Annotated in this window: 20 protein-coding genes and 1 pseudogene; 8 read left to right on the top strand and 13 right to left on the bottom strand. The window is 59.8% G+C overall.

All coding sequences use genetic code 11. The features are described 5' to 3' along the window. Window positions 1-898: 898 nt before the first annotated feature. Entirely contained in the window at window positions 899-1,447 is a 549-nt protein-coding gene (locus VL598_RS03085) for a tRNA-dependent cyclodipeptide synthase (RefSeq protein WP_325325236.1), read from the bottom strand. A 23-nt stretch (window positions 1,448-1,470) separates the two neighbouring features. Here VL598_RS03085 and VL598_RS03080 point away from each other — a divergent pair, with 23 nt between their 5' ends. After that, on the top strand, window positions 1,471-1,842 hold the full coding sequence (locus tag VL598_RS03080) for a hypothetical protein (RefSeq protein ID WP_325325235.1): 372 nt from the start codon (window positions 1,471-1,473) through the stop codon (window positions 1,840-1,842). Between the two features lie 10 nt (window positions 1,843-1,852). On the opposite strand, the gene VL598_RS03075 is transcribed toward VL598_RS03080, so the two are convergent. From VL598_RS03075 to VL598_RS03055, 5 genes are all read right to left on the bottom strand, one after another. After that, on the bottom strand, window positions 1,853-2,152 hold the full coding sequence (locus VL598_RS03075) for a zinc ribbon domain-containing protein (RefSeq protein ID WP_325325234.1): 300 nt from the start codon (window positions 2,150-2,152) through the stop codon (window positions 1,853-1,855). Window positions 2,153-2,409: 257 nt separating this feature from the next. After that, complete coding sequence (locus tag VL598_RS03070) at window positions 2,410-3,342, bottom strand: acetamidase/formamidase family protein (RefSeq protein ID WP_325325233.1); 933 nt, start codon at window positions 3,340-3,342, stop codon at window positions 2,410-2,412. 86 nt (window positions 3,343-3,428) lie between these two features. Continuing rightward, the gene (locus VL598_RS03065; protein ID WP_325325232.1) at window positions 3,429-4,265 is read right to left on the bottom strand and encodes an ABC transporter permease; all 837 of its coding nucleotides are present in this window, start codon (window positions 4,263-4,265) and stop codon (window positions 3,429-3,431) included. A gap of 18 nt (window positions 4,266-4,283) precedes the next feature. After that, a complete protein-coding gene (locus VL598_RS03060; RefSeq protein WP_325325231.1) occupies window positions 4,284-5,063 on the bottom strand; it encodes an ABC transporter ATP-binding protein in 780 nt (259 codons plus the stop codon). A 53-nt stretch (window positions 5,064-5,116) separates the two neighbouring features. Beyond that, window positions 5,117-6,163: an ABC transporter substrate-binding protein gene (locus tag VL598_RS03055; RefSeq protein ID WP_325325230.1), complete on the bottom strand. Its 1,047-nt coding sequence runs from the start codon at window positions 6,161-6,163 to the stop codon at window positions 5,117-5,119. Window positions 6,164-6,745: 582 nt separating this feature from the next. Between VL598_RS03055 and VL598_RS03050 the strand changes: the two genes are divergently transcribed. Beyond that, entirely contained in the window at window positions 6,746-7,654 is a 909-nt protein-coding gene (locus VL598_RS03050; RefSeq protein WP_325325229.1) for a LysR family transcriptional regulator, read from the top strand. Window positions 7,655-7,762: 108 nt separating this feature from the next. Continuing rightward, window positions 7,763-7,945, top strand: a pseudogene (locus VL598_RS03045) (hypothetical protein); the annotation flags it as partial. 541 nt (window positions 7,946-8,486) lie between these two features. On the opposite strand, the gene VL598_RS03040 reads toward VL598_RS03045, so the two are convergent. The 6 genes from VL598_RS03040 to VL598_RS03015 form a co-directional block, all read right to left on the bottom strand. After that, a complete protein-coding gene (locus VL598_RS03040; protein WP_325325228.1) occupies window positions 8,487-10,025 on the bottom strand; it encodes an efflux transporter outer membrane subunit in 1,539 nt (512 codons plus the stop codon). Further along, a complete protein-coding gene (locus tag VL598_RS03035) occupies window positions 10,022-13,129 on the bottom strand; it encodes a CusA/CzcA family heavy metal efflux RND transporter (RefSeq protein WP_325325227.1) in 3,108 nt (1,035 codons plus the stop codon). Before VL598_RS03035 ends, VL598_RS03040 begins: the two co-directional genes overlap by 4 nt. 16 nt (window positions 13,130-13,145) lie before the next feature. After that, the gene (locus tag VL598_RS03030; RefSeq protein ID WP_325325226.1) at window positions 13,146-14,423 is read right to left on the bottom strand and encodes an efflux RND transporter periplasmic adaptor subunit; all 1,278 of its coding nucleotides are present in this window, start codon (window positions 14,421-14,423) and stop codon (window positions 13,146-13,148) included. A gap of 206 nt (window positions 14,424-14,629) precedes the next feature. Further along, on the bottom strand, window positions 14,630-16,069 hold the full coding sequence (locus VL598_RS03025) for a heavy metal sensor histidine kinase (protein WP_325325225.1): 1,440 nt from the start codon (window positions 16,067-16,069) through the stop codon (window positions 14,630-14,632). Beyond that, window positions 16,066-16,737, bottom strand: a complete 672-nt coding sequence (locus tag VL598_RS03020) for a heavy metal response regulator transcription factor (protein ID WP_325325224.1) — start codon at window positions 16,735-16,737, stop codon at window positions 16,066-16,068. The genes VL598_RS03025 and VL598_RS03020 overlap by 4 nt, the downstream gene beginning before the upstream one ends. Window positions 16,738-16,901: 164 nt before the next feature. Continuing rightward, window positions 16,902-17,582: an alpha/beta hydrolase gene (locus VL598_RS03015; RefSeq protein WP_325325223.1), complete on the bottom strand. Its 681-nt coding sequence runs from the start codon at window positions 17,580-17,582 to the stop codon at window positions 16,902-16,904. Between the two features lie 268 nt (window positions 17,583-17,850). On the opposite strand from VL598_RS03015, the gene VL598_RS03010 reads away from it, so the two are divergent. From VL598_RS03010 to VL598_RS02995, 4 genes are all read left to right on the top strand, one after another. Next, window positions 17,851-18,474 (top strand): glutathione S-transferase, encoded by a 624-nt coding sequence (locus tag VL598_RS03010; protein ID WP_325325222.1) that lies wholly within the window; start codon window positions 17,851-17,853, stop codon window positions 18,472-18,474. Between the two features lie 27 nt (window positions 18,475-18,501). Further along, complete coding sequence (locus tag VL598_RS03005) at window positions 18,502-19,188, top strand: cupin domain-containing protein (protein ID WP_325325221.1); 687 nt, start codon at window positions 18,502-18,504, stop codon at window positions 19,186-19,188. A gap of 170 nt (window positions 19,189-19,358) precedes the next feature. Continuing rightward, a complete protein-coding gene (locus VL598_RS03000; RefSeq protein ID WP_325325237.1) occupies window positions 19,359-20,000 on the top strand; it encodes a DsbA family oxidoreductase in 642 nt (213 codons plus the stop codon). Between the two features lie 114 nt (window positions 20,001-20,114). After that, window positions 20,115-20,507 (top strand): hypothetical protein, encoded by a 393-nt coding sequence (locus VL598_RS02995; RefSeq protein ID WP_325325220.1) that lies wholly within the window; start codon window positions 20,115-20,117, stop codon window positions 20,505-20,507. 24 nt (window positions 20,508-20,531) lie between these two features. Here VL598_RS02995 and VL598_RS02990 read toward each other — a convergent pair whose 3' ends face one another. Further along, a complete protein-coding gene (locus VL598_RS02990) occupies window positions 20,532-21,539 on the bottom strand; it encodes a questin oxidase family protein (RefSeq protein WP_325325219.1) in 1,008 nt (335 codons plus the stop codon). Window positions 21,540-21,761: 222 nt separating this feature from the next. Here VL598_RS02990 and VL598_RS02985 point away from each other — a divergent pair. Then, the coding region (locus VL598_RS02985; protein ID WP_325325218.1) for a serine/threonine-protein kinase PknK at window positions 21,762-25,099 on the top strand (3,338 nt) is incomplete at its 3' end.

Here is a 25,099-nt window from a genome sequence, read left to right as displayed (position 1 = left end):
AGCGTTGAAGACTCTCGTTAGCGCCGCCGTGATCCTGAACAAGTCCAAAGCCAAAAGCTAATTCGCGACACCGGTATTGGCTCTCGAAGCGCACCTCGGTGGGCAAATGACTAATGCGCGCGCGAAAGCAGCCACTAGCCGGTATTGAACGTCCGCAACTGGCCAATCTCCGCCTGACGCGGTCGACTGCGAAAAAAAAGGCCGACCAGCGGTCGGCCCAAAGTGTTCCGGCATTGCGAGGGGCTCAGCCAGAACATGAGAGACTTTTCAATAAATCACCGTTATCCCGTTTTTCAAACGCCAGAGCGCGTCCCGCGCTTCATCGTCGGCTACAGTGAAGCGCCTGGACACAAGGCCAGATCACGCTGGGAATCGGGCTGTGGCCCAGCAGCATCACACGGGCGAACACACGACGGCCGCGATTATTCCGTCACGACAACAGTTAGCTCGATGTGGGGGAGACTGGATGCCACCCATCTCGAATGCGCGATTCTCCTGCCCCGCGGCTGCTCCAGGGGCGAACAACGCTAATTCCGAAACGCAAGTTCTATTGCAGCGGGGGGCGCGAACGGATGGGGGAAAGGCTACGAGGGCTGGGGGGCGAAGATTTTGTGCACCGCTTGTGGGTAGAGTTCCCGAAGACCGGGTTGCCGCCCACCCTCCTTACAGCAAGCGGCCGGTGATCGAGTTTCCGGATAAGTGCGAGTTGTCTGGGCCGCACGCAGAGCGTTGGGGCTTCGCGCTGAGCGTGAAAGAGATGAAGGCGTGGGCGAAGGTGTAGCGGACCTTGTGCTCGCAGCCCAGCAGTTCTACCTCGCACAGGCAACAGCTCAGGGCTTGAGTCCGAACACACCGGCATTCGTCGAGCAGACGAACCGGATGCAACGGTTAATTGACTTCATTCGCGCTGTTGGCGGAGAGGTCCGCGGGATAGATCACGGCACGCTAAATCACCGCCTGGTGGTGCTAGATGCTGCAGGGCGACCGGTTGCAAATTACGTAGGCTTGCGCGCTCCGAGAGCGTGAGGGAAAAGCGTCGATTCACGAGGCATGCAAATATCGCGAATTCCTCGATGAAATAGCTCGAGGAGTTGTTCAATCGATATTCACGCTTCCCTTTGCTGAGCATATCCCAGTTGTTCCGGTGATAGCGGAGCCCGAAGCACTCGACCGATTCGCGGAATGCCGGAGAATGGTGGAAATAATCGGTGATTGCTCGATGGTGTGCAGAATATTCCAGCGTCCGCTGGATTTCATGGCAGGTGATGAATTCGAACCGCGTAATCGACTGATAACCGGCAATGATGTCGCGGTTCTCCTCCATGAAATCGCGGCCGAGTCGGATGGCTCTGTCATGCGCTTCCTGAGCTGACATGCGTGAGCACGATTCGAGCGTCAGCCGGTGGATGCTGTCGCCAATCAGGATCCTGCATTTCGCGAATCCCATTCGAGCGACCGACACGGACAAGCTTGGCGGGTGAGTACGCCTATGCGGATGACTTCAAGCCGCAGCTCGCGCCCCTTCCTGAGAAGGCACTGAGTAAAACAGAGCTATCGCAAGCGCTGTGGAGCTTCGGTACAGCGTTGCGAACCCAGATAGACGGCTCGTTGGTGCTCGTCAACAAGGCGCTCGTAGTGGACGTTGGTGAAGATTTCGCCAAGCTTGCCGTGCCAGCTTATCGCCGTCTCGAGCCGCTTTCGGTCCGTCAGATTCCTGCAGCACCAATTTGCGGGGATATGCGGCGCATCAGCGGCCTGCCAGAGCCTCGATACGTTGAAGTACTCAAACCACTCGGGATCATATCAAGGCCGACGGTGGTGTCTTGCCGTGGCTCGGGATGAAGCAGTGTCGCTAAAGATTTTTGGTGGAAGAGGGGAAGAGCGAACTGCCAGTGGCAACCGTGCTTGAGTGCGTGCTCGGACCGCAGCCGCAACCTGGTCCATGGTGATGCTGCGACGCTCGCACGGCACGCGCGTCGATTTGTCGTTCAGAACGTGAAGTCGATGGTATGAACGATAAGGCGGGCGCGCTCAGCATGCGCTGCGCGGCAGCCCCGCAGTTTGGGCAAGCACATGCTGTATTGTATTCGGCGATGCGGCGCATGACGGTGAACGGTCCGCACGTTCCACATCGAAAGTCATAAATCGGCATATTACTTTTCCTTCGCAGTCCTTAATAAAAGCCACGAGCCCCAGTTCCAGCCCGGTCGGCCCGCCTCGAGGTTCGGCCTCGGCTCACCGCTGAGCCTCCGAACGCTGATTGCGCATCGGTGCCGCGGGGTGTGACTAACATCCGCGCCGCCTCGATGTCCGTCAACGCGTGCCTTTAGTAGCGCCGAGGTAGTGGAACTCCCTGCAGAGAGCTCTCCACCACCTTACTCATGATGCGCTTTGCCTCATGTCGTTTTATTAACGCTTCGGCAGATATTTCTTTGCGACTTTGCAGATGTAGGTGAATTTGGGATTCACCATTTGCGTGCAGCGCGCCTCGGCGATCTGACCCAACAACATGTATGCTTCGGCAGCAGGAATGCCGTAGCCCTCTTCAAGCCAGTAAACCATTTCTTCGAATGCAATTCGCAGTGCATCGTCAAGCGGGCGCGCACAGCCAACGGTACAGATGTGGGTGGGTGTCTCGATGCGCGGCCAAGTCATTTGGGCCGGCGCGCGGACGAGATCGACCTTAAGCTTGAGGTGGCCACGGATTTCGATCGCCCCCATGCCGTTGCACTCGGCGTCGCCCTGCAAGGCGTGAACATCGCCGAAGTATAGGTATGCTCCCTCGTGGAATACAGGAAACATGATGCGATTGCCGTTCGTGACTTCCTGGATATCCAGGTTGCCGCCGTGAGTGCCGTTATCAACGGTCAGCGTGCCGCCTGCTACCGGAGCTACGCCGATTACGCCAATCATCGGCTTTGCTTCCAGCTTAAGTGTGTCGCTCCAGTGGACGATGCCGTTTTCCACTACGACGTTGCGGTTCTGGATACCAAATTCCTTGTTGCGGACCCAGTCCGGAAAAATGCCGATGCCCGGCCACAGCGCCGTGTAACCAAGGCCGTGCACGCCGACCTCGAGGACATCGATCACCACCATATCGCCCGGCTTGGCACCACGCAAACGGACAGGCCCGGTCGCCGGATTGACGAACGGCAACTTGATTTTCGACTCATCGAGTTTTTCATCGATATCCGTAATCAGGTGGCCGCCAATGTTCAGTTCCGTTTCGACCTCGAAGGTCTCGCCCGGTACCACTTCAGCGATAAAGCTGTCGCTCGCCGCTAATGCGTACTTGAGATCGCTCTTCCGGATGACTTGGTGATGTGTCGTCAAAGTGCTCATGGGTTGCTAAGTGCTCCTTACGGTGTGACGAGAAAGCAAAGCATGCGAGTGCCTTGACCTGACGGGGTCTCGCGTCCGCCTGGTTATCAATTGAACTTATGCCACGGCATCAAGAAACGCTCGAGTCTGCCGACGATGAACGACAGGAAGAGCGCGAGTGCGATCGTGACGAACACGTTGGCAAAAACCTCGGGGATGATGTAAAGGCTGCCCGCCTTGAAAATCGCGTGGCCAAGCCCATCCGAGGAAGACATGAATTCACCGATAATGGCGCCGATCAGCGCAAAGCCGACGGTGAGCTTCAGGCCCGCGAAGATATCGCGCAGCGATGCAGGGATGACCAGCTTGCAAAAGATTTGCCGCTTAGCGGCCCCTAGCGTGCGCATCAAATTGATCTGATCGTCATCGACGCCGGTTGCCCCCTTGTAGGCGATCACGAGGGCTACCACCACGACTGATAACGTCGACATCGCAAGTTTCGAAGCGAGCCCCGTACCGAACCAAATGATGATGATCGGCGCGAGAGCGACAATGGGAACAGAGCCCAATGCCACGATGAAGGGCTGCATGACCTTCGAGACGAAGCGCGAGTACCAGAGCGACAAGCCGAGGACGGTACCGACGACGTTACCGATAAGAAAGCCAAGCAGCGTTTCTATGCCGGTTACGCTGGCATCGTGCATCAGGCTTCCGTTCTCCTGCATTTTGACGAGCATGCTCCAAATCTGGCTCGGCGAACCAAACAGGAAAGCAAGCGCCTGGCTGGATGTCGCAAACTGCCATAGCCCGAGTAGCGCAGCGAGCAGGCCAAGTTGGCAGGCTGTTACCAGAAGCACTGAACGCCAGCGGCGCAACACGCGCCAGCGGTTGCGTGGCTTCGATGCACGCTGCGGCGCCTGCTGCGAATAGGTATCTTCAAGCACGATTATTTCCTTTCCTTTTCAGCGCATTCCCATGCGTGCATCGAGCTGCGACCAAATTTGGCGAACGAGTGCGGTAAAGCCGGGCGCGTCGCGCGCCGCCATCATGTCGTTGCGGTCGCAGTCCAACTGAATTTCATGGATCTCCTTGATCCGCGAGGGACGATTCGTGAGGACGATCACCCGGTCCGACAACGAAACGGCTTCCTCGACATCGTGCGTGATGAGCAGCACCGAGCGACCTTCACTCCTTACCAATTTGGCCATGTCGCTCTGCAATACGACTTTCGTCTGGAAGTCGAGCGCAGCAAACGGCTCGTCAAGCAGGATGACCTCGGGGTCCGTGATAAGCGTACGAGCGAGCGCTACACGCTGACGCATGCCACCTGAGAGAGCGGACGGGTAATAGTCGAAATACGGCCCCAGTCCCACCTTGCGTAGCATCGAATGCGCAGCCTTCTCGCGCTCCGCACGCGGCATTCCGGACAGTTCGAGGCCTAGCGTCACATTCGCAAGTGCGGTGCGCCATTGCATCAACATGTCTTTCTGCAACATGTAGCCGATGCCCTTAGGTACATCGCGCAGGGGCTGGCCATGCCACAACACTGCACCGCGTGTCGGCTGTGTAAGCCCGCTTAGTAAGTTCAGCAGTGTCGTCTTGCCGCAACCGGAGGGGCCGACCAGGCTGACTATTTCGCCCGCGCCCAGACTGAACGAAATGTCACCGACGACCTCATTCGATTCGCCATCATCGGCACTGTACGATTTGCCGACGCCCCGCGCGATGAGCGGGGCGTCCACGGCAGGAACCGCCTTTGGCGCCTGTACCAAAACTTCTCGGACTGCCGCCACGCTCATTTGGCCTCCGCGACCGTCACCCCACCAGCCGCCGTGACTGTCTTGACTGCCTTCGCGGCAAAACTGTTATCGATGACGTCCTTGTAGGTGAGCGAGGCCTGGACGTTGCCGAGGTACTTCTGCATCGCCATCAATTTTTCCCATTGCGCTTGTTCGACTGAGAGCGTCTGGGCCGGGATCTTGTATTGCAACTCCATGTCGATCGCTTTGTTGACTACTTCTGCGGGCAGATCGGGGAACTCAGCACGCGCCACTTCCTTCGCGTAGTCGGGCTTCGCGTACGTCAGCTGCGCGGCTTCCTCAAGCGCGTTGGCGAGCGCCTGTACGATGTCGGGATGTGCCTTGGCATATTCGGGCAGCACCATGATTCCCGTGTTGCAGAACGGTCCGACATAGCTCGAAAAGTCGAACACGACTCTTGCGCCCTGAGACATCGCGGACGCAACCATCGGTTGCTGAGCCACAGCGACGTCGGCGCGCCCTGCAAGCATGGCGCCGATTTCCGTGCCAGGGTTGACTTCGAGGATCTTCGTGTCCACGCCGGGCTTCAAGCCATGGTCCTGCAGCATCTTTTTTGTGACGCTATAGCTGGTGTTCGGATCCGGCGACGTAACCAGCGTCAAACCTTTGAAGTTTTTGGGATCTTTGATCGCAGTTGCAACCGTCTTCGATACGCCGAAATAATGGGCGCGCTGCACGAGCGTCCCCACGACCATGCCAGGTCCGCCTCGCTCGCGCGACATTTCGACCATCGTCGGATCTCCGACGCCGAATTGAGCAGTCTTGCCCAGTACGGCGGCAAATGCCTGCGTGTCGCCTCCGGCTGCCGTAACATGCACCGCAATTCCGTACCTTTCAAAAATCTTCGCGTGCTGCGCCACATATAGCTCGATGTAGCCGAGGTTGTGAACCGCCTCGGAAAGCTCCACCGGTTGCGGCGTTGCGGCGTCCGCAAATTGAGCGCATCCGATAGCGGCAGCGCCAGTCAAAGTGGTGGCTACGAGTCGCGCAACCTTACGCAGCGATATTTTCGAAGATTTCATTTGAAAGGAACTCCGGTCATGTGCCATATAAAAAAGTCGACCCGAAAATCAATGATTTCCGTGCATACCCATAGCAGCCGCAGCTTGGCGTCAAGGCTGATGTGCGCATAAAACACCCAAATTAAAAATAAAAAAAATACATAACTCAAATTAATTAAATCGCTAGGGGGTATCGATTCATCCGATGCCCCCATGTCGTCAGCAATTTGTCATACACGACTAAATGCTATGACCGCTACGTAGCGCGATTTGCCGGCTGGCATCGTTTGGGTGCGCTCATGCCCTAAATTGGGGATTGATATTTATTAGCGATACGGGATTCTGTTTTTACATTTTTAAAACAATCTTTTTGAGCAATTGCTTTCTTTCATTTTTTGAGTATCCTTAAATATAGGCATGCTGTTTGCTTTATCAATGCCGGCGGCATTGTTTTCAATCGCGATAAAGTACCGATAACATATGGATATCGAGACGTTGATCCGTGCTAGAGAAAGTGAACTTGCTGCCAAATCTGGTAAGCACCAACAAGCAAGGACCGCCCTGCTTGCCGATGATGTGCCTCGAGCCGGTGCGCATTCCCGGGTGGACATTTCGATTCGGCAGATTCGTTATTTCATCGCCGCGTCGGAGGCTGGGTCCATTTCCCGCGCTGCTATCGCTACGCATGTAACTCAATCGGCCGTCACGGATGCCATCAAGAGTCTGGAGAGACAGCTTGGCATCAACTTGCTCGAGCGTTCGCCAAGCGGAGTCAGCCTGACTCAGGGAGGCCGCCGCTTTCTAAAGAAGGCGCGCGAGATCGTGACGACACTGGACGACATCCCGCATTCGATCAGTCAACCGGACACCCAGGTATCGGGCCGGTTGCGGCTGGGCGTGTCGTCAATGGCAGCGGGTTGCTGCCTCGGGGCCGTGCTGCCCGCGTTCACGCGCGCATACGGCGATGTAAAGGTGTCCGTGATCGAAGGCCACCGCCCGGAACTCGAAAGCAAGTTGCTGAGCGGCGGTCTTGACGCGGCCCTGCTGGTCGTTTCCAACCTCGAAAACACCGATGCAATTGCGCACCGTGTGCTCTCGAGGTCCAAGAACCGATTATGGTTGCATGCGGGGCACCCGCTGCTCGACGCGCAGGCGATACATTTGCGCGACATCATCGATGGACCGCTCGTTGCATGGAGAAACGAGGAGCTGAGCCGACAGGTCTCGCGTGCGTGGATGGACGCTAATCTGGTGCCTCAAATCATTTTTGAGACCTCGTCTGTGGAGGCTGTGCGTAGCCTCGTCGCTTCGCGTGCGGCAATGGCGATCATCTGCGACACCATGTACCGCCCATGGTCACTCGAGGGAGGGCGGATCGAAGCGCGAGAGCTCGCGGACCGCTGCATGACCACAGACCTCGGCGTGGCGTGGCGGCGCAGCGCCGATTTGCCAGCGGCTGTTCGCTGCTTCGTTGAGGTCTGCGATAACGCACAGGCAGGCGGTATGAAATGACAGTCCTCGTGGGGAACGGGCCGGAAGTAGATGGCCCAATTAAAACATGTGGGCCGCGAACCAAAAACCGCGTGCATCGAAACGCGTGGCAGCACCGCGTATGTGCGACAAACGGCTGCGAGCGTCTCGCCGGCAGTGCGCGAAGCCGCGTCCGCCGCTCGCGCAAAGTTGATCGAACTCGCTCGCGCCGATAACGGGTCACCGCTTTATGGGTTCGCCGCCGAGGACTTGACCGTCGCGGACGGCTGGGTGGTTAGCCGCAAAGAGGCGACTCGGCGCGATCCTGCGGCTTACCGGTCAACGGGGATGTCGGCGAGATCGATGTCACAGTGCTCGACACACCGGGCGACGCCATGCAGGGCACGGCGGTCGACATCCCATAAGTGACAAAAAAGACATCTTCGTGTCACGCTCCAATCAGGCGGCAGAGCGGACAATGGCACATTGTCAATGTGCCGTGGGTAGCGACGAGAACGTGAAACGAGGTCTGGGTGTTTTGGTATTCGCTATGTTCTTGAACGGCTGTGCAACGCGGCCGCAATCGATCCATTCAAGCGCGCATGAGAAATCGTCAACGCGAAAGCTCGTCGATTACGCGGGCAACCCATGCGTCGATCAGAACATGAAAATCAAGGCGCCCGTTTGTCTCTTCCCTCGATGGGAGTAGACGCATGACTTGCTCTCGTTGCGCTGTAATGCAGAGCGATTTCTGTAACCTTCGATCAGCCTCTATCCAACTTCACCGGCGATCACACTGACGTTGTGATTCGCTCGTGGCCCATGGCATATCGAGTTCGTTCCGCCACGGTCCCTCCCGATGTCCTTGCCCCATTCACTCCACTGGTTGGATGGGCGTTCGCGTTGACCTGATCGCACTGGATGCAATGCGAACATTGGATCGATTCCACCAACCTCCGCCGATGGCCTGAAACAGCGCAACGGTGTCAGCAAGCCGCGCGGCTCTCGCCTGAATTGCGGCGACGCGTGTGGTTTCGTAGGCCTGCTGCGCTATGAGTACGGACAAATACGTCGCCTCTCCGGCGTGCAGGCGTTGCGTGACCACCTCGAGACTTTTTGAGGCGGCCTCTTGCGCTTCAACGGCCGCTTGCAGCGTTCTCGCGTCCGCCTGGATGCTCTCCATTACGTCGGCGACGTTCTGAAACGCATTGATCACGGTAGAGCGATATTGCGCCGCCGCCTGATCGAACGCGGCTTGGGCCGCGCGTTGGTGGTGCAGCAGCGTGCCGCCCTGAAAGATCGGTTGCGCCACATTTCCCACTAACGAGAAGAATTGGTTGTAGGGCGTGAAGGCGTTGGCGAGCGCATTCGGAGACGTGCCCAATGCCGCGCTCAACGAAATTTGTGGCAATCGGCTCGCGATCGCTACCCCCACTTGGGCACTCGCGGCATGCAATGCGGCCGCCGCGGCAAGAATGTCGGGCCTCTGCTCGACAAGTTGTGAAGGGAGGCTGACGGGGAGATCGTCCGGCAGATGCAAGCGCGCGAGATCGAAGTCTTCGGCCGTGCTTTCATTGGGAAACCCTCCCACGAGCGCAGTCAGCGCATTGCGTTGCAATGCCACTTGCTTTTGCAAGGGCGGCAACGCCGCTCTCGCCTGTGCGAGCACGGCTTGTTGCTGCAGCACGTCCGCTTGTGCGATTTCCCCAAGCGCCGCCTCGCGCTCGAGCACGTGCAAGAGCTCGACGTTTGCCTCGATCGCTTTTTGCTGTGCGTCGATCTGGCCGCGCAGTGAAGCAACGTTGATGGCGGCCGCCACGACGTTGCTGCTGAGCGTCAGATAAGCAGCTTCGAGCTCGAAGCGTTGGTTGTCAGCTTGCGCTGCAGCCGATTCGATCATGCGGCGATTGAGGCCGAACGCGTCGAGCGAATAAGAGACGGTCAGCTCGCCCGTGTAAAGCGAATAGATTCGCTGATTGTTCGCGGCGACCGGCGAGAGGCTCGCCGTAGAAGTTTCATTTCGACTCGCCGACGCATCGATGCCGATACTGGGGAACAGCGAGCCCCGCGCTGCAAGCATGTTCTCGCGGGCGACTGCGAGGGAAGCCTGTGCCGCCGCGATCGTGGGGCTTGCCTTGAGCGCGCGGGCAATCAGGTCGTCGAGTTGTGCAGACTGAAAAAGCGTCCACCATTGACTAGGTATATCGTCGCCGATGTTGAAATGCTGCGCGTTGCCCGCGTCGCCAGTGGCCGCGACAGTTTCCGGCGGCAGCGACGATTGCGTGTAGCCCGCGCCGGCCGGTGCCGCGGGTTGCTTGAAATCGGGGCCAACGGCACAGGCCGCAAGCAAGAGCGGCAGGCAAAGGGCGATAGGTCGTTTGAGCGTCAGCACAGTTTCACCACGCTTTGTCATTGTGCGAATTCCGTTTCGGTCTCACGCTCCTCGCTGTCGCGCGAGACGTGTTTGCGACGATCGAACCACGGATAGACGGACGGCAACACGAGCAAGGTCAAAAAGGTTGCCGAAATGAGCCCGCCAATGACGACGGTTGCAAGTGGACGCTGCACTTCGGCGCCGGAGCTCGACGAGAACGCCATCGGCAAAAAGCCGAGGCTCGCGACGGTTGCGGTCATGAGCACCGGTCGCAGCCGTGCGCAGGCGGCCTGATTCGCAGCCTCCCTAGCGCTGAGGCCACTGGCGGCGCGCTTCTCGACGATGTAGCTCACGAGCACTACGCCGTTGAGCACGGCAATGCCGAAAAGCGCGATAAAGCCGACTGCCGCGGAAATGCTGAACGGCAGCCCGCGTAGCCAGAGCGCAAAGATGCCGCCGATCGCCGCGAACGGCACGTTAAAGAAAATCAACGCCGCGAGGCTCGGGCTGCCGAACATCAGATAGAGCAGCACGAAGATGACAGCGAGCGCGATCGGGACGACGATATAAAGGCGCGACATCGCTTCCTGCAGGTCTTTGAAACTTCCGCCCCACGAGACGGTGTAGCCTGGGGGGAGCTTGACCTGCGTATCGACCGCATGCTGCGCGGCGAGAACAAACCCGGCGAGGTCGCGGCCGCGCACATTGGCCTGGACGAGGACGACGCGGCGCCCTTCCTCCCGTTCGACCGTAGAAGGCCCTGGTTCCATGCGAATGTCTGCTACCTGCGAAAGCGGCACTGCGCGGCCCGCTCCGTCGCTCACACGCAATGCGCCGATTCTGGCCACGTCGTCGCGGTCGTGTGACTGCATGCGCACGCGAATGTCGAATTGGCCTTCTGCGTCGACGATCGTCCCGACGGTACGTCCCCCCAACGACTGAACGAGATCCAGCACCTGGCTCGCATTGAGACCGTATCGCGCCACGGCGTCGCGGTTGACGATGATCCGCAAGTAAGGCTGCCCGATCGTCTGTTGGGCTTGAACGTCGGCGGCGCCGGGCACCCGCGCGATGACAGCGGCAATGCGCTCAGCGGTATCGTGCAACGTTTGCAGATCATTGCCGTGAATCACGACAGCGACGTCGGCCTGAACGCCCGCCAGCAGGTCATCCATACGCATCTCGATTGGTTGCGCCCAGTCGAGCGTCAAGCCGGGCACGGACCTCTCAAGTGCGGCCGAATACTTCTCGACGAGGCCGTCCTGCGTGTCGGAGGTTTTCCACTGCGCCTTCGGCTTCAACATGATGAACGTGTCGCTCTGCTCGACGCCCATCGGATCGGTGGGAATCTCGGAGCTGCCGCCGAGTGTCACTGTCGATTGCACTTCAGGAAAGCGCATCAGTGTACGTTCGACCATCGTTTGGGCCTCGACGGCCGATTGCACGGAAATGCCTGGTAGCTTCGTTGTGGTGACGGTCAATGCGCCTTCCTCGAGGCGCGGCAGGAACTCGGCCCCGAGCCGCGTTGCAGCGAGCGATGCCGCGGCGAGCAGCGCGATTGCAATCCCGATGACCACCGCCGGGCGTCGTGAGGCGTGTGTGAGCGCCGGCTCGTAGCGGCGCCTGACCCATTGCACGATTTGGCTTTCATGCTCTGCTACCTTGCCACGCAGCACAAAACTCGCAAGCACGGGCATCAATGTCAGTGTCAGCACGAGCGAAGCGACGAGCGCGAAAATGACCGTCATCGCCATCGGCCTGAACATCTTGCCCTCGATGCCTTGCAGACTGAGGATCGGAAGGTAGACGGCGGTGATGATGAGGACGGCGAACGTCACGGGGCGCGCTGTCTCTATTGCGGCTTCGCGTACCAGCGGCACGATCGGCTGTGCCGGCGCATGTGCGCGCCGTCGTACGACGTTTTCGATCATCACCACGGCGCCGTCGACGAGCAGGCCGAAGTCAATAGCGCCGAGGCTCATGAGGTTGCCCGACATGCCGGCTGCGTACATGACAATGACGGCTACGAGCATCGAGAGCGGAATCGCCAGCGCGACGAGGAAGCCAGCGCGCACGTTGCCGAGCAGCAGGAGCAGCACCGCAATGACGAGTACGGCGCCTTCCACCATGTTGTGAGCAACGGTGTCGAGTACGCGGTTCATCAAGTCGGCGCGATTGTAGTAAGGCTCGATTTCGACGCCAGGCGGCAGCGTTTTGTCGATGGCTCGGATGGCATCCTGCAGACGGTGCGCTACGACGCGTGTGTTTTGCCCGAGACCCATCAGCACCACGCCGACCACGGCTTCACCTTTGGCGTCGCGCGTCACTGCGCCAAGGCGCGGCATCGGCGCCTCGGTGACTCGCGCCACGTCTCGTACATAAAGCGGCACGCCGCCAGGCGCGGTGCGCAAAACGATGTTGCCGATGTCGGTCGTGTTGCGCAGCAGTCCCTCGCCACGGACGATTGATTCTGCGCCGTTGTGCTCGATCGTCGCGCCGCCTGTGGCGCCGTTGTTGATCTGCACGGCATTGTAGATATCGTTGACGGAGAGCCCGTAGCGTGTCAGCGCATCGTCATTGACTTGCACTTCATAGGTCTTGAGAAGACCGCCATTCACATTGACGTCGACCACTCCCTGCACTTGACGTAGCTTGGGTGCTATCTCCCAATCGAGCAGTGTGCGCAGCGCCATTGGCGACTGTCCACGACCGCGCACCTGAAACTGATAGATCTCGCTCAATCCGTCCGACAAGGGGCCAAGCCGTGGCGCACTCGTGCCAGGTGGAAGCTGGAGCGTTTGCAAGCGCTCCGAGACGACATTTCGATCGAGAAAGATGTTCGTTCTATCCGCGAAGCGAACGTAGACAACCGAGAGGCCATAGCGCGAAATCGAGCGCAGGCTCTGCATGCCGGGCAGCCCTTGCAGTGCGAGTTCGACGGGCGCCGTAATCGAGCGCTCGACGTCGAGCGGGGCGAGGCCCGGCGCCTGAGTCGTGATGAGCACCTGGACCGGCGAAATATCAGGCTCGGCATCGAAGGGCAGCCGCTGCATGCTGAAGACGCCGGCGATAACGACTGCGAGAACAGCGATCAATACGACGGCGCGATTGCGCAGTGACGCCTCCACAAGCTTGATGATCATGGCACGCGTTCGCTGGTTAGCCTTCGTCGGGAATCATGCCCTTCATCAGGGCCGCTTTGAGCCAGTAGCTGCCTTGGGCGACGACACGGGTGCCTCCGGCCAGGCCGCTCACGATCTGCGTCATGCCGCCGGCGGCATACCCGCCGGTATGGACGACCCGCCACGTGAAGTGTCCGTTGCCTGCGGGGATGAAGACGGCAGTTTGACCGTTTACGTCTTGCAAGGCCGCATCGGGAACGAGCACAGCGTCGTGACCCAGCGGGACGTCGATCGTCACAGTTGCAAACATGTTCGCGCGCAGCGCGCCGTCGGGGTTTGGCAATTCGCAGCGCACCCCGACGGTGCCCGTACTGGCATCGGCCTGGGCGGCGACGTCGATGACGCGGCCGATAAATTGCCGGTCGGGGTAGGCGTCGATGTGGGCAGTGACGTTTTGGCCGGGTTTCACCGCCGCAGCGTCGCGTTCGGAGACGTTCGCCTCGATCCACATCGTCGACAAGTCGGCGAGCGTGAGAATCGGCGCGGCCGAATCGACGATGTCGCCAGCAGCGGCGCCCACATTGCCGATCACGCCGTCGAACGGTGCGATGAGCGCGCCGAGTGAATCGCCCGGTCCCAATCGAGCGAGGGCGCCGGTGTGCTGGCCGCTTTTTGCGCCAGTGTCGAGCGGCATCAAGCGTTGCTGCATGCCGAGCCATTTGCGCAACTCGGCCTGCCGCGACGCGAGCATTGCCTGCGCATCGGCCGAGGCTGTGCGACGTCGTTCAAGCTCGCTTTGTGCAATACCGCCCGTGGGGACGAGTTCGGTGCCACGCGCGAGTGCTGCATTCGCCGCATCGAGCGCTGCCTTGGCATCGGCTACGGCAGCAGAAGCATTCGTGACTTGGCTCCGTACGTCGCCCAGATCGAACTGGTCGAGCATGGCGAGCCGTTGGCCCGCGTGGACGTGGTCGCCCGCAGCCACGTCGACAGCGATGATTCGGCCTCGCGACGGCGAGCTCAGCTTGGCAAAATGCCTCGCATCGAACGCGACGACGCCCGTTGCGGCGATGATCTGGACGCCCGGCCGCAACTCCGCGTTCGCGTAGCGAAGGCCTACATTAGCGAGCGCTTCGGCGGACAGATTTACGGAGTCGGGAAGCCGCGGAGCCGAATCGGCTGCTGGGGACGTCGTGGTTGCTTCGGCTGCAGGGGGCGCAGCCCGCGTATGGGTGGCCACGACGGCCGCGCCCACAATGAGGGCGCCGACGCCCAACATCGCTATCTGCAGGCGCTTACGGTAATCACTATTCACGCAAAGCTCTCGCTAATCGAATGAACGTCGAGGACTACGGAAGCCGCGATGCATTGCCTCCCTCGGTGTCGAGGCAAGCATTGTCGTTATCAGCGAGTGATGCGAGGATGGCGGCAGGATGTCATTTTTGACATCTGGGACGGCAAGCGTACGCACCATGGCAGCGCGCGCAAAATCGTGAAAGAGCGGGAAAGCCGCGTGCGCGTTCAGGCCGCCGTGTCGGCTGTCACGGTTACATCAGGAGCAGGGAAGGACAGCGTAAACGTCGTGAGACCGAAGTCGCTTGCGACGTCAATCCGCCCTCGGTGGAGCTCCATAATCGATTTGACGATCGCGAGGCCAAGTCCCATGTTCTTTGCCGATCCCTGCCGAGCAGCGTTGATTCGATAGAACCGATCGAAAATCTTGCCTATGTGCTCAGGGGGGATCGTTGGGCCGCTGTTCGTCACCGCCACAACTATGTCCTTGCCGCACGCGTACGCACGCAATGAAACTGTGGATGACGCGCTAGCGTGTTCAAGTGCGTTTGAGACAAGGTTGCTGAGCGCACGCCGGAACATCATGGGATCCGCGCGAACAGGCGCAACCGCCTCGATGACGAAGCGAATGTTCTGGTTTTCCGCAACCGGCTCGAAGTATGAGGTGAGCTTGGCGAACTCAACCTCGCAATCGAGATCCGCTAGCTTGAGCGGTTCTTGCGCATGATCGACACGTGCGAGAAAGAGCATGGTCTCGATCATGCGCTGCAGCCTTTCGCACTCCTCGATGTTCGAGTCGATCAATGCCTCGTACTCCTCAGTGGATCGCTGCCTCGAGAGCGTGACTTGTGAAGCACTGATCATGTTGGCAAGCGGTGTGCGCATGTCGTGCGCAAGGTCCGACGAAAACTGGGAAAGCCGGGCAAAGGCGCGTTCGAGCCGGTCGAGCATACGATTGACGGGCACGGCGATATCGTGAAGTTCGACGGGTGCTGTGTCTATCTCAAGCCGCTCGCCCAGCTTGTGCGCCTCGATCCGTGAAATGCGCTGACCCATCATCTTCACAGGGGACAACCCGCGTTTCGCGATCGCGTAGCCGAGCAGGCCCATCAGTGCAGAGCCGCCCATGATCACGAGCCAGACGTCGCCCTGATATTGATGCAGCACTGCATCTCGCACATTTGCGGCATGTGCGAGTTCAACACGAATGACCTCACCGGTTGGTAAGCTTTCGTCAGCGAATACGCAGCGAGCAGAACCGATCGTTGGAGGAGCGCACGAATAAGGCTGCCTTGGCGCCGACTTGCCCGGCCCAATGTACGTCAGCGCTTGCCCCGGTTTGTCCGACTTGACGAGCGCATTGCCGCGACCATCGAGGATTGCGAACGTGATCGCGGGATGAGAAAGCATCTGCTCCCTGAAAACGTCTCCTTCGCGCGCGACGTCTTGCACACTGCCGAATTGGCGCGCCTCCATCAGGAACTCGTCGAGTTTGACCGAGATTTCGTGATCGTCGCGTTGGCGCAACTGGTTTGCGAGCGAGTGGTAGAGCAGGGCGCCTGCTAGAGACAGCGTCAATACGGCGACGATCGTGAAAGCTGCAATCAGGCGCCTCAACAAGGAGTACGCACCTCTCGTCGTCGCTGTAGTGCTGACGCTGACGCTCACGCTCGCTCCTCCATGACGTAGCCCATCCCGCGGACCGTATGGAGCAGCTTCTTTTCGAATGGATTGTCGATCTTCGCGCGCAGGCGCTTGATGGCGACGTCCACAACGTTCGTGTCGCTGTCGAAATTCATGTCCCAGACCTGCGAAGTCACGAATGCGCGGGTGAGGACTTCGCCCTGGCGCTCGGCCAAAAGTTTCAAGAGCGCGAATTCCTGCGCGGTGAGTTCGATGCGTGCAGCGCCGCGGCGCACTCGGCGTCGTAGGAGGTCAATTTCCATATCGCCCACTGCAAGCACGGTATCGACTGATTGCAGGGGCCTGCGCAACAACGCGCGAATCCGGGCGAGAAACTCCGCGTAGGCGAACGGTTTGGCGAGATAGTCGTCTGCGCCCGACTCGAGGCCGACGACTTTGTCCTCAACCGTGTCGCGTGCCGTCAGCAGCAGGACCGGCGTACGCTTTTGCGCGCGCAGGCGCCTTAACACCGCCAGCCCGTCGAGCTCGGGCAGCATGACGTCGAGCACGATGAGATCGTAGTCTTCCTGTAGCGCGAGAAAGAGGCCCTCCTTGCCGTCAAACGCCGTATCGACACGGAAGCTGGCCTCCATCAAGCCCTTGCGGAGGTACGAGGCCATTTTCAATTCGTCTTCAACGATGAGGATACGCATGATGAATACATGGCAAGGTCGCGCGATGGATACGGATGATACTCGCGCGTCCCCATTTTCGCAGCGTAGCGGATGTTAGCCGTGCTGGCGCTGCGAGCTCTTTCGAGGCAAATCGGATCACAGTGTTTTGTGGCACACCGTACCGCATCAATTCAGAAGCGACGTCAAACCGATGCCGCAATGCGCGCATGCAGCCACTCCCGCAGCGCGGCGATTTCTTCCGCGCACACCGAGTGCGGCATCGGATACGCACGCCAATCGACCTTGCAACCGTGTGCAATCGCAAAGTCGCGCGCAGCCTCTCCCAGCTCGAACGGCAAAACATCATCGTAGATGCCGTGCGCAGCGAAGATGGGCGTCGCGCGATTCGCCTCGCTCAACCGGTTCTCGATATACGCTGGCGACGGGACATAACCGGAGAGTACGACGAGTCCGGCGAGCGCCTCAGGATGCGTCATTCCAACCGAATACGTCATGGCTCCGCCTTGCGAAAAGCCCGCGAGGAAGATGTTGGAGGTGGGAATGCCTCGCTGGTTCTGCGCTTCGATGAGTTGCCGCACGCTCGCGCATGACGAATCCATGCCTGCTTCGTCAACTTGACGCCCCGTGCTGTCAAACGCGCGGATGTCAAACCACGCACGCATCACGTACCCCCCGTTTGCGGTGACGGGCATCTCCTGCGCATTGGGAAACACAAAACGCACCGCTGGCGCATCAGCGAAACCCAGCTCGGGAATCAGCGGCACGAAATCGTTCGCGTCGGCGCCAAGGCCGTGCATCACAATGACGGCGAAGCGGGGATCAGGGGCGGTCTCGATTTCGATGGTCGATAACGGCTCAGTCATGTCGTGCAACTCCAAAGCGTTAAGAATCGTTCAAATCATACGCGCAGGCAGCGACGCAGGCGCCTGCCTACGCACGACGTCCGCGCCGAAAGGCTGAAGAGGGCTTCCCTGCAGACCGCAAAGGTCTCTGCGATACTCGGGGCAACCGCGACGCCCTTTGTTCCGTGTATCCCGAGCCGATTACCTCGACTTGTGGGCCGTTGACTAAGTGCGACGCGGCTGCGCGTTCGTCAATGCGCCAAGCTATTCATTTTCTGGAGCATCACAAGTGAAGGTTTACGAATACAAGGGCTTCGTCAATCCCGTCCGCGTGCGTATCGCGCTCGCCGAGAAGGGTCTCACCAGCCGCGTTGAGTTCGTTCAGGTCGATCTGCTTTCCGGCGCGCACCGCACGCCAGAGTTCCTGGCAAAGAATCCGTCGGGCACCGTGCCGGTGCTCGAGCTCGATGACGGCACCACGATCGCCGAATGCACCGCGATTACCGAATACCTTGATCATCTGGATGGGCAACCGACGCTCACTGGCCGTACCGCCAAAGAGCGCGCGATCGTTCACATGATGCAACGCCGTGCCGAAGTCGAACTGCTGGATGCGTTTGGAACCTACTTTCATCACGCCACCCCGGGCTTGGGTGAAAAGATCGAGCTCTATCAGAACCGCGAATGGGGCGAGAGAAATCTCAAGCGCGGCATGGCCGGCATGCACTACCTCGATAAAGTACTGAGCCAGCAGACCTACCTTGCAGGCGATCATTTCACGATGGCCGACATCACCGCGTTTGCCGGCATGAGCCTTGCAGATTTCCTCAAGCTCGAGGTGCCCGAGACGCTGACGCATCTCAAGGCATGGCATGCGCGCGTCGCGGCACGTCCGAGCATTGCGGCGGCCTAAGCCTGCCATTCAGACTTTTGAGGCACCATGGAACTCAACGCAGACTTCACCCGGCGGGTCGCGGTACATGCCGCACAGCTTCCGTGGGTCGCGTCGCCCATTGCCGGCATCGAGCGGCGCATGCTCGACCGAATCGGCGATGAGGTTGCGCGCGCGACGTCGATCGTGCGCTATGCGCCACATAGCCGCTTTACCGCGCATACACACGGTGGGGGCGAAGAGTTCCTGGTGCTTGACGGCGTATTTTCCGACGAACACGGCGATTTTCCAGCCGGTTCCTACGTACGTAATCCGCCGTCTTCGCGCCATACGCCGGGCTCTGAGCCAGGGTGTACCATCTTTGTGAAACTGTGGCAGTTCGACCAGGAAGACCGTGCTGTTGTGCGCATCGGCACGAACGAGCGCACGTTCTCGCACGCATTGACGCGCCCGGGCGTCGAGGTGATGCCATTGCATTCGACCGAGCATGAAACGGTGTGCATCGAGCGCTGGGCGTGTCATCAAGTGATCGAGTGGGCTCCGCAAGGCGGGGCCGAGTTCTTGGTACTCGACGGTGATTTCGAAGAGCGTAGCGAACGGTTCACCGCATGGTCGTGGCTCAGGCTTCCGGCCGGTGCGGTATTTCGTGCAACGGCTGGCTCCCGAGGGGCTCGCGTGTGGGTCAAGACCGGCCACCTCGCGCGTCCCCCGCATATCGCGTTGCACGGGTCATAGACACGAAAAGCGGCTTGTGCCGACATGGCGATGAAAATCGGTGGCGCGATGGGTTAACACGGCCGCTCGGGCCGAAACCGAAAACCGCGTGTCGAATGACCGCCCCGGTCTCGTCCCCTCGTCCCCTCTATAGTATCGACAGTGCAACATTGAGCTCCGTTATGAAACCCATGCCGAAACCGCTTGCGATCGATTTCGTCTCCGACATTTCATGCCCCTGGTGCGCGATCGGTCTTTCTGCACTCCAGCTTGCGCTGTCGCGACTCGGGGAAGCCGTCGACGCTCAAATCAACATCCACCCCTTCGAGTTGAATCCGCAGATGGGACCGCAGGGCGAGGCCATCGTCGACTATCTTGGTAAGAAATACGGTCGCACGCCGGAAGAGATTGCCGACACGCAGGCACTGATTCGCGAGCGTGGCGCGAGCGTCGGCTTTGCCTTCGGACCTCGCACACGCGTCTATAACACTTTCGATGCGCACCGCTTGCTACATTGGGCTCGGATCGAAGGCAAACAGTTGCCGCTGAAGCTTGCGCTGCTACGGGCCTATCACGGTGAAGGCAAAGATCCGAGCGATTACGATGTTCTTTTGGAAGCGGCGCAATCGGTGGGGCTCGACGGCACTAAGGCACGTGACGTACTTCAAAGCGGGGCCTTTGGCGACGAGGTCCGTGACGAGGAGCGTGAATACCAAGCGCTGGGCATTCACTCGGTGCCGGCAATCATCTTCGATCGACACTACCTTGTGACGGGTGGGCAGCCCGTGGAAAGTTTCGAACAGGTTATCCGACAGACGCTGGCGCGCGCATAGTGCACAAGCGCCGGCGACGATGAGTTAGCCACCACGGTGCGGCATTGATCCTCCGGGCGGCTAATTTTATCGAGGTGTATCATCCGGCGACGCTGACTCCAGTAGGATTTCCTCATGCCGTTTACGCATCTGACGCCTGAAGAGCAGGCGGTTCTCGCACCTCTTGAAGCACTGCTCGACGGCCTACGCCGACGCGATCGGGCAGCCATGCTTGCCCAGGTGATGCCTGAAGGCGGCGCCACTATCATTCGCAAAGGCCACGTTCTGCACTATAGCCTGCGGGCGTTGTTCGAGCGAGACTTTCCCCCCGGTGTCGTCGACGAGCAAATCTACGACCCCTACGTCCGTATCGATAACGACATTGCGATGATATGGGCGCCCTACAAAGTTTTTATCGATGGCAAGCTGCAACACTCGGGTACAAACATCATGAGCCTTGTGCGTCAACCCGACGGAAAGTGGCTTATTGCAGGGCATTTGGATAACAGCCGGACACCGGACGAGTGAGGCGTGTTATCGCGCAAGACTGACTTAAGCCAAACCGACGAGCCGCGCCGCCGAGGCGCGATAGAGTGGAGACGGGTGGCGCCGGTCTTCGCAAAAGCATGTGTATGTCATCTTGATCACGTGATCATCATTTGAAAGCACGGCCTTCCTGCATATCTCGTTCCAGCCGCTGTCGACGTTCGGCGCACATGATTCGAGGTTCTCGGGCCTGCGCACAATTGCGAAAGCCGCGCAAAGCGCAATCCACAAGCCGCTCAGCAAGTGAATGACGAGCGAGTCAGGTAGCTGGGCGAACAAGATGCGCGCCGCGTGCGTAGCGGTAACAGTGTGCAGTACCGTGAAGTCTGACGTACGCCAGTACGCGGCGATGGTTGTTCTAGCTACGTCGTCGAGCAACGAGGGAGAGGTCGGAGGCGCAGGGATTGCCTGTCTGAACCGCACATCGTCGGCTACGGCGCGCAAACGTGCCGCAATGGAGTGGCCACCTACAACGTCGTTGCCCATTACCCGGGCAGCCCCGCTAAATGCCGCGTCGACACTTTCGGCGCAGCGGCTGCCATTGATATTGACGGCGATGGGCAGATGCGACGACACCAATGCCGCCAGGCCGGAGGCAATCTCGCCACGATGTTCTGCCTCGATACCGTATGCGATTCGGATGAGTGCATGAAACGCTCCGCTTGCCGGCGCGAATGGCACTTCGTTCAGTACACCGTTAATCACCGTGATGGCGCCGTCCTCAGCTATCCAGTCCAGAAAGCAAAGGCGCAATGCTGCGAATGCAGCGGTGTCGCCCAAGTGCCGCGACCATTCGCTGCGGCCGATGATTGGACTCCCGCCAGGAGCAGGCAACGCATACTCGCGCTCCCACATGTCAAAGAATTCCCGCAGTCGAAACGGAGATGCCCCCATTTTGGCTAGCGCGATGAGCGCCATTGGACAATGATTGGTTGTGCCCTTCGCTGCCAGATCAAAGCGTGCATTCGCGTCCAGAAGCTCACTCAACGTGAGGTCAACGTGGCTGTTTTGCATTATCCCGTCCTCGAAGGAGAAGGCAGGGGCTCATTGTGGAAGTTCAAGTAGCCTTTAAGGCAAGAGAAATCGAGACGTGCGTGTCCGGAACTCCGGTCAGAGCTCAAGAGTCAGACGTTTTACACGGCTGTCAGCTGTGGCAAACTAGACTTCCCGACGGTCTGGCCGCGAGGCACTTTTGCGCCCTGCAGCGGCAACCGGCTCAACGATGGAGGCCCACAGTTGGACTCCTCTTTTCGGTTCGGTGCGCTTGCCGAGAGCGGCTCCCGAGAAATCTTGTGGGAGGACGGCGATCGCGCCTTTTGCCGAACATGGCGCTCGCACCCTGACGGCACGCAAACTTCGGTACTGGCCGCCACCCCGATTGCGGAGCAACCAACGCCGGCGAGCCTCGATCGGCTCTTGCATGAGTACGCATTAAAGGACGAGTTGGATAGCGCGTGGGCGGCGCGACCAATCGAACTTGTCCGCGAAGGCGGCCAGACACTGCTGCTGCTGGATGACGCGGGAGGCGAGCCGCTTAGCCGGCTGCTAGGGGCACCCGCGGAAACAGACCGCTTTTTGCGTTTGGCCACCCGGATTGCCGCCGCGCTCAGTCAGGTGCATCAACACGGCTTGGTGCACAAGGATCTCCAGCCGGCCAACATTCTTGTGAGCGCGAATGGCGAGGTCAGACTGACTGGCTTTGGCATCGCTTCACGCCTGCCGCGCGAGCGGCAGGCGCCGGAACCTCCCGAGACCATTGCGGGAACGCTTGCGTACATGGCGCCGGAGCAAACAGGGCGCATGAACCGCTCGATCGACGCCCGTAGCGATCTCTACGCACTCGGCGTCACCCTCTATCAGTTGCTCACGGGTTCGCTCCCGTTCGTCGCAGCAGGTCCCATGGAGTGGGTGCATTGCCATATTGCGAGTCGGCCCATACCGCCCAGCGAGCGGTTGGAGCATGTCCCGGCTCCAGTCTCGGCGATCATCATGAAGCTGCTCGCCAAGACCGCCGAGGAGCGCTATCAGACCGCGGGCGGAGTCGAGCGCGACTTGCGACGCTGCTTGGCGCAGTGGGAGGGGCAGGGACATATCGAGGACTTTTCGCTCGGCCGGGAGGACACACCTGAGCGGCTGCTGATTCCTGAGAAGCTGTATGGGCGCGAACGCGAAGTCGAGGCAATGCTCGCCTCGTTCGATCGCATCACCAAAAGCGGAACATTGGAACTGGTACTCGTCTCTGGCTATTCCGGCATTGGGAAGTCTGCGGTCGTCAACGAACTGCACAAGGCACTGGTGCCGACACACGGGCTTTTCGCGGCCGGCAAATTTGACCAGTTCAAGCGTGACATCCCCTATGCGACGCTCGCCCAGGCCTTCCAGGGCCTTGTGCGACCGCTGCTCGGCAAAAGCGAGACTGAGCTCGCTGGCTGGCGCGATGCAATTTTGGAGGCGCTCGGTCCCAACGCACGGCTCATGGTCGACATCGTCCCCGAACTGAAGTTCATCGTCGGAGAGCCGCCGCAGGTATCCGAGCTGCCGCCACAGGACGCGCAGCGGCGATTTCAACGGGTCTTCCAGCGTTTTATCGGCGTCTTCGCCCGTGCGGACCATCCGTTGGCGCTTTTTCTCGATGACCTGCAATGGCTCGACGCGGCAACGCTCGATCTGCTCGAAAACCTGCTCACCGTATCCGATTTGCGGCACTTGATGTTGATCGGCGCGTATCGCGACAACGAGGTGTCGCCAGACCATCCACTGGTACGCAAGCTTGAGGTGATCAAGGCCGCCGGCACAAAGGTCGTGCAGATCGTCCTCGCGCCTCTCACGCAAGCGCATGCGCGACGCTTGGTGGCGGACGCGCTCTGCTGCGAGGCGACACACGCCGCGCCCATCGCACACCTGGTACATGAGAAAACCGGCGGAAATCCACTGTTCACCATTCAGTTCCTGTCGTCGCTGGCCGACGAGGGCATGTTGACCTTCCGCCATGACGCGGCGCGTTGGTCCTGGGATCTCGATCAGATTCACGCCAAGCGTTATTCCGATAATGTCGTCGACCTCATGGTCGAGAAATTAAAACGATTGCCACCCGAAACGCAGAAGGCCTTGGCGCAGATGGCGTGCCTTGGCAACGTCGCCGATGCGTCGACCATTGCCGTTGTTCTCGGGACGTCAGAAGTGCAGGTCCACGCCACGCTATGGCCGGCTGTCCGTCAGGAATGGGTCGAGCGCATGGCGGGCATCTACCGGTTCGTACATGACCGCGTTCAGGAGGCTGCGTACTCGCTGATCGCTAAAGCGCTGCGCGGCGAAGTACACCTTCGAATCGGGAGACTGCTGGCCGAGCGCACCCCCGCCGAGAAGCGCGAGAAGGCGATCTTCGAGATCGTCAATCAGCTCAACCGGGCAATCCATTTGATGCCGTCCCAAGCGGAGAGAGAGCAACTCGCCGAATTCAACCTAATCGCCGGAAGACGCGCCAAGGCATCCATCGCCTACGCCGCGGCGCTTAAGTATCTCGCGGCCGGCGCTGCGCTGGTACGCAGCGGTGGCTGGACGAGCCGAAGGGATCTCGTCTTCGCGCTGGAATTCATTCGGGCCGAATGCGAGTTTTTAACTGGCGCGCTGGCGGATGCGCAAAGGCACCTTGAGGCGCTGTCGACCCGTGCGACGACGACAGCCGAGTGTGCGTCGGTTGCGTGCTTACGCATGAATTTGTACGTTGCGCTAGATCGGAGTGGCGACGCGGTCGCCGTCGGTCTTGAGTACCTCCGGCATCTGGGCATTGATTGGTCGGCGCATCCGACTGCCGAGGAAGCGCGCCGCGAATACGAGCGGATCTGGTCAACGCTGGGGGATCGTCCAATCGAGGCGGTGGTCGACCTGCCTTTGATGAGCGAGCCGGCATCCCTCTCGACTCTCGATGTTCTGACGACCTTGGCGTTACCTGCCGCGTATAAGGATAGGAATCTGGTTTCCCTCATCATCTGTCGGGTCGTCAATCTCAGTCTCGAAGGCGGCAACTCGGACGGCTCGTGCTTCGCCTACGCATGGCTGGGTGGCAAGATCGCTGGACCGTGCTTCGGCGATTACGAGGCTGGCTTCCGGTTCGGCCGGCTTGGGTACGACTTGGTCGAGCAGCGCGGGCTGAAACGTTTCGAGGCCAGGGCCTTGATGGGCTTCGGAAACGTCGTCATGCCTTGGACGCGTCATATCCGGGCTGGTCGCGATCTGGTGCGTCGCGCATTCGAAGCAGCCAATCAAAGCGGCGATTTGACCTTTGCAGCGCATTGCTGCAGCCACTTAAACACGAATCTTCTGGCGGCCGGCGATCCACTTGAAGAGGTGCAAGCCGAAGCCGAGCGGGGGCTGGCGTTCGCGCAGAAGGCGCGATTTGGTCCTGCCGTTGATCGCATCTCTACCCAGCTCGCGCTGATCCGGACTCTCAGGGGATTGACGCCGACGCTGGGTTGTTTTGACGATACCGAGTTCGACGAACAGCGAATTGAGCACCGCTTCGCAGCGAGTCGCGACTTGGCGCTGGCCGAGTGCTGGTATTGGGTCCGAAAGCT

This window comes from Trinickia sp. (genome assembly GCF_035492435.1).
GTDB lineage: Bacteria > Pseudomonadota > Gammaproteobacteria > Burkholderiales > Burkholderiaceae > Trinickia.
The sequence above is the reverse complement of the archived record's forward strand: the minus strand, read 5'-3'. Positions and strand labels throughout refer to the sequence as shown.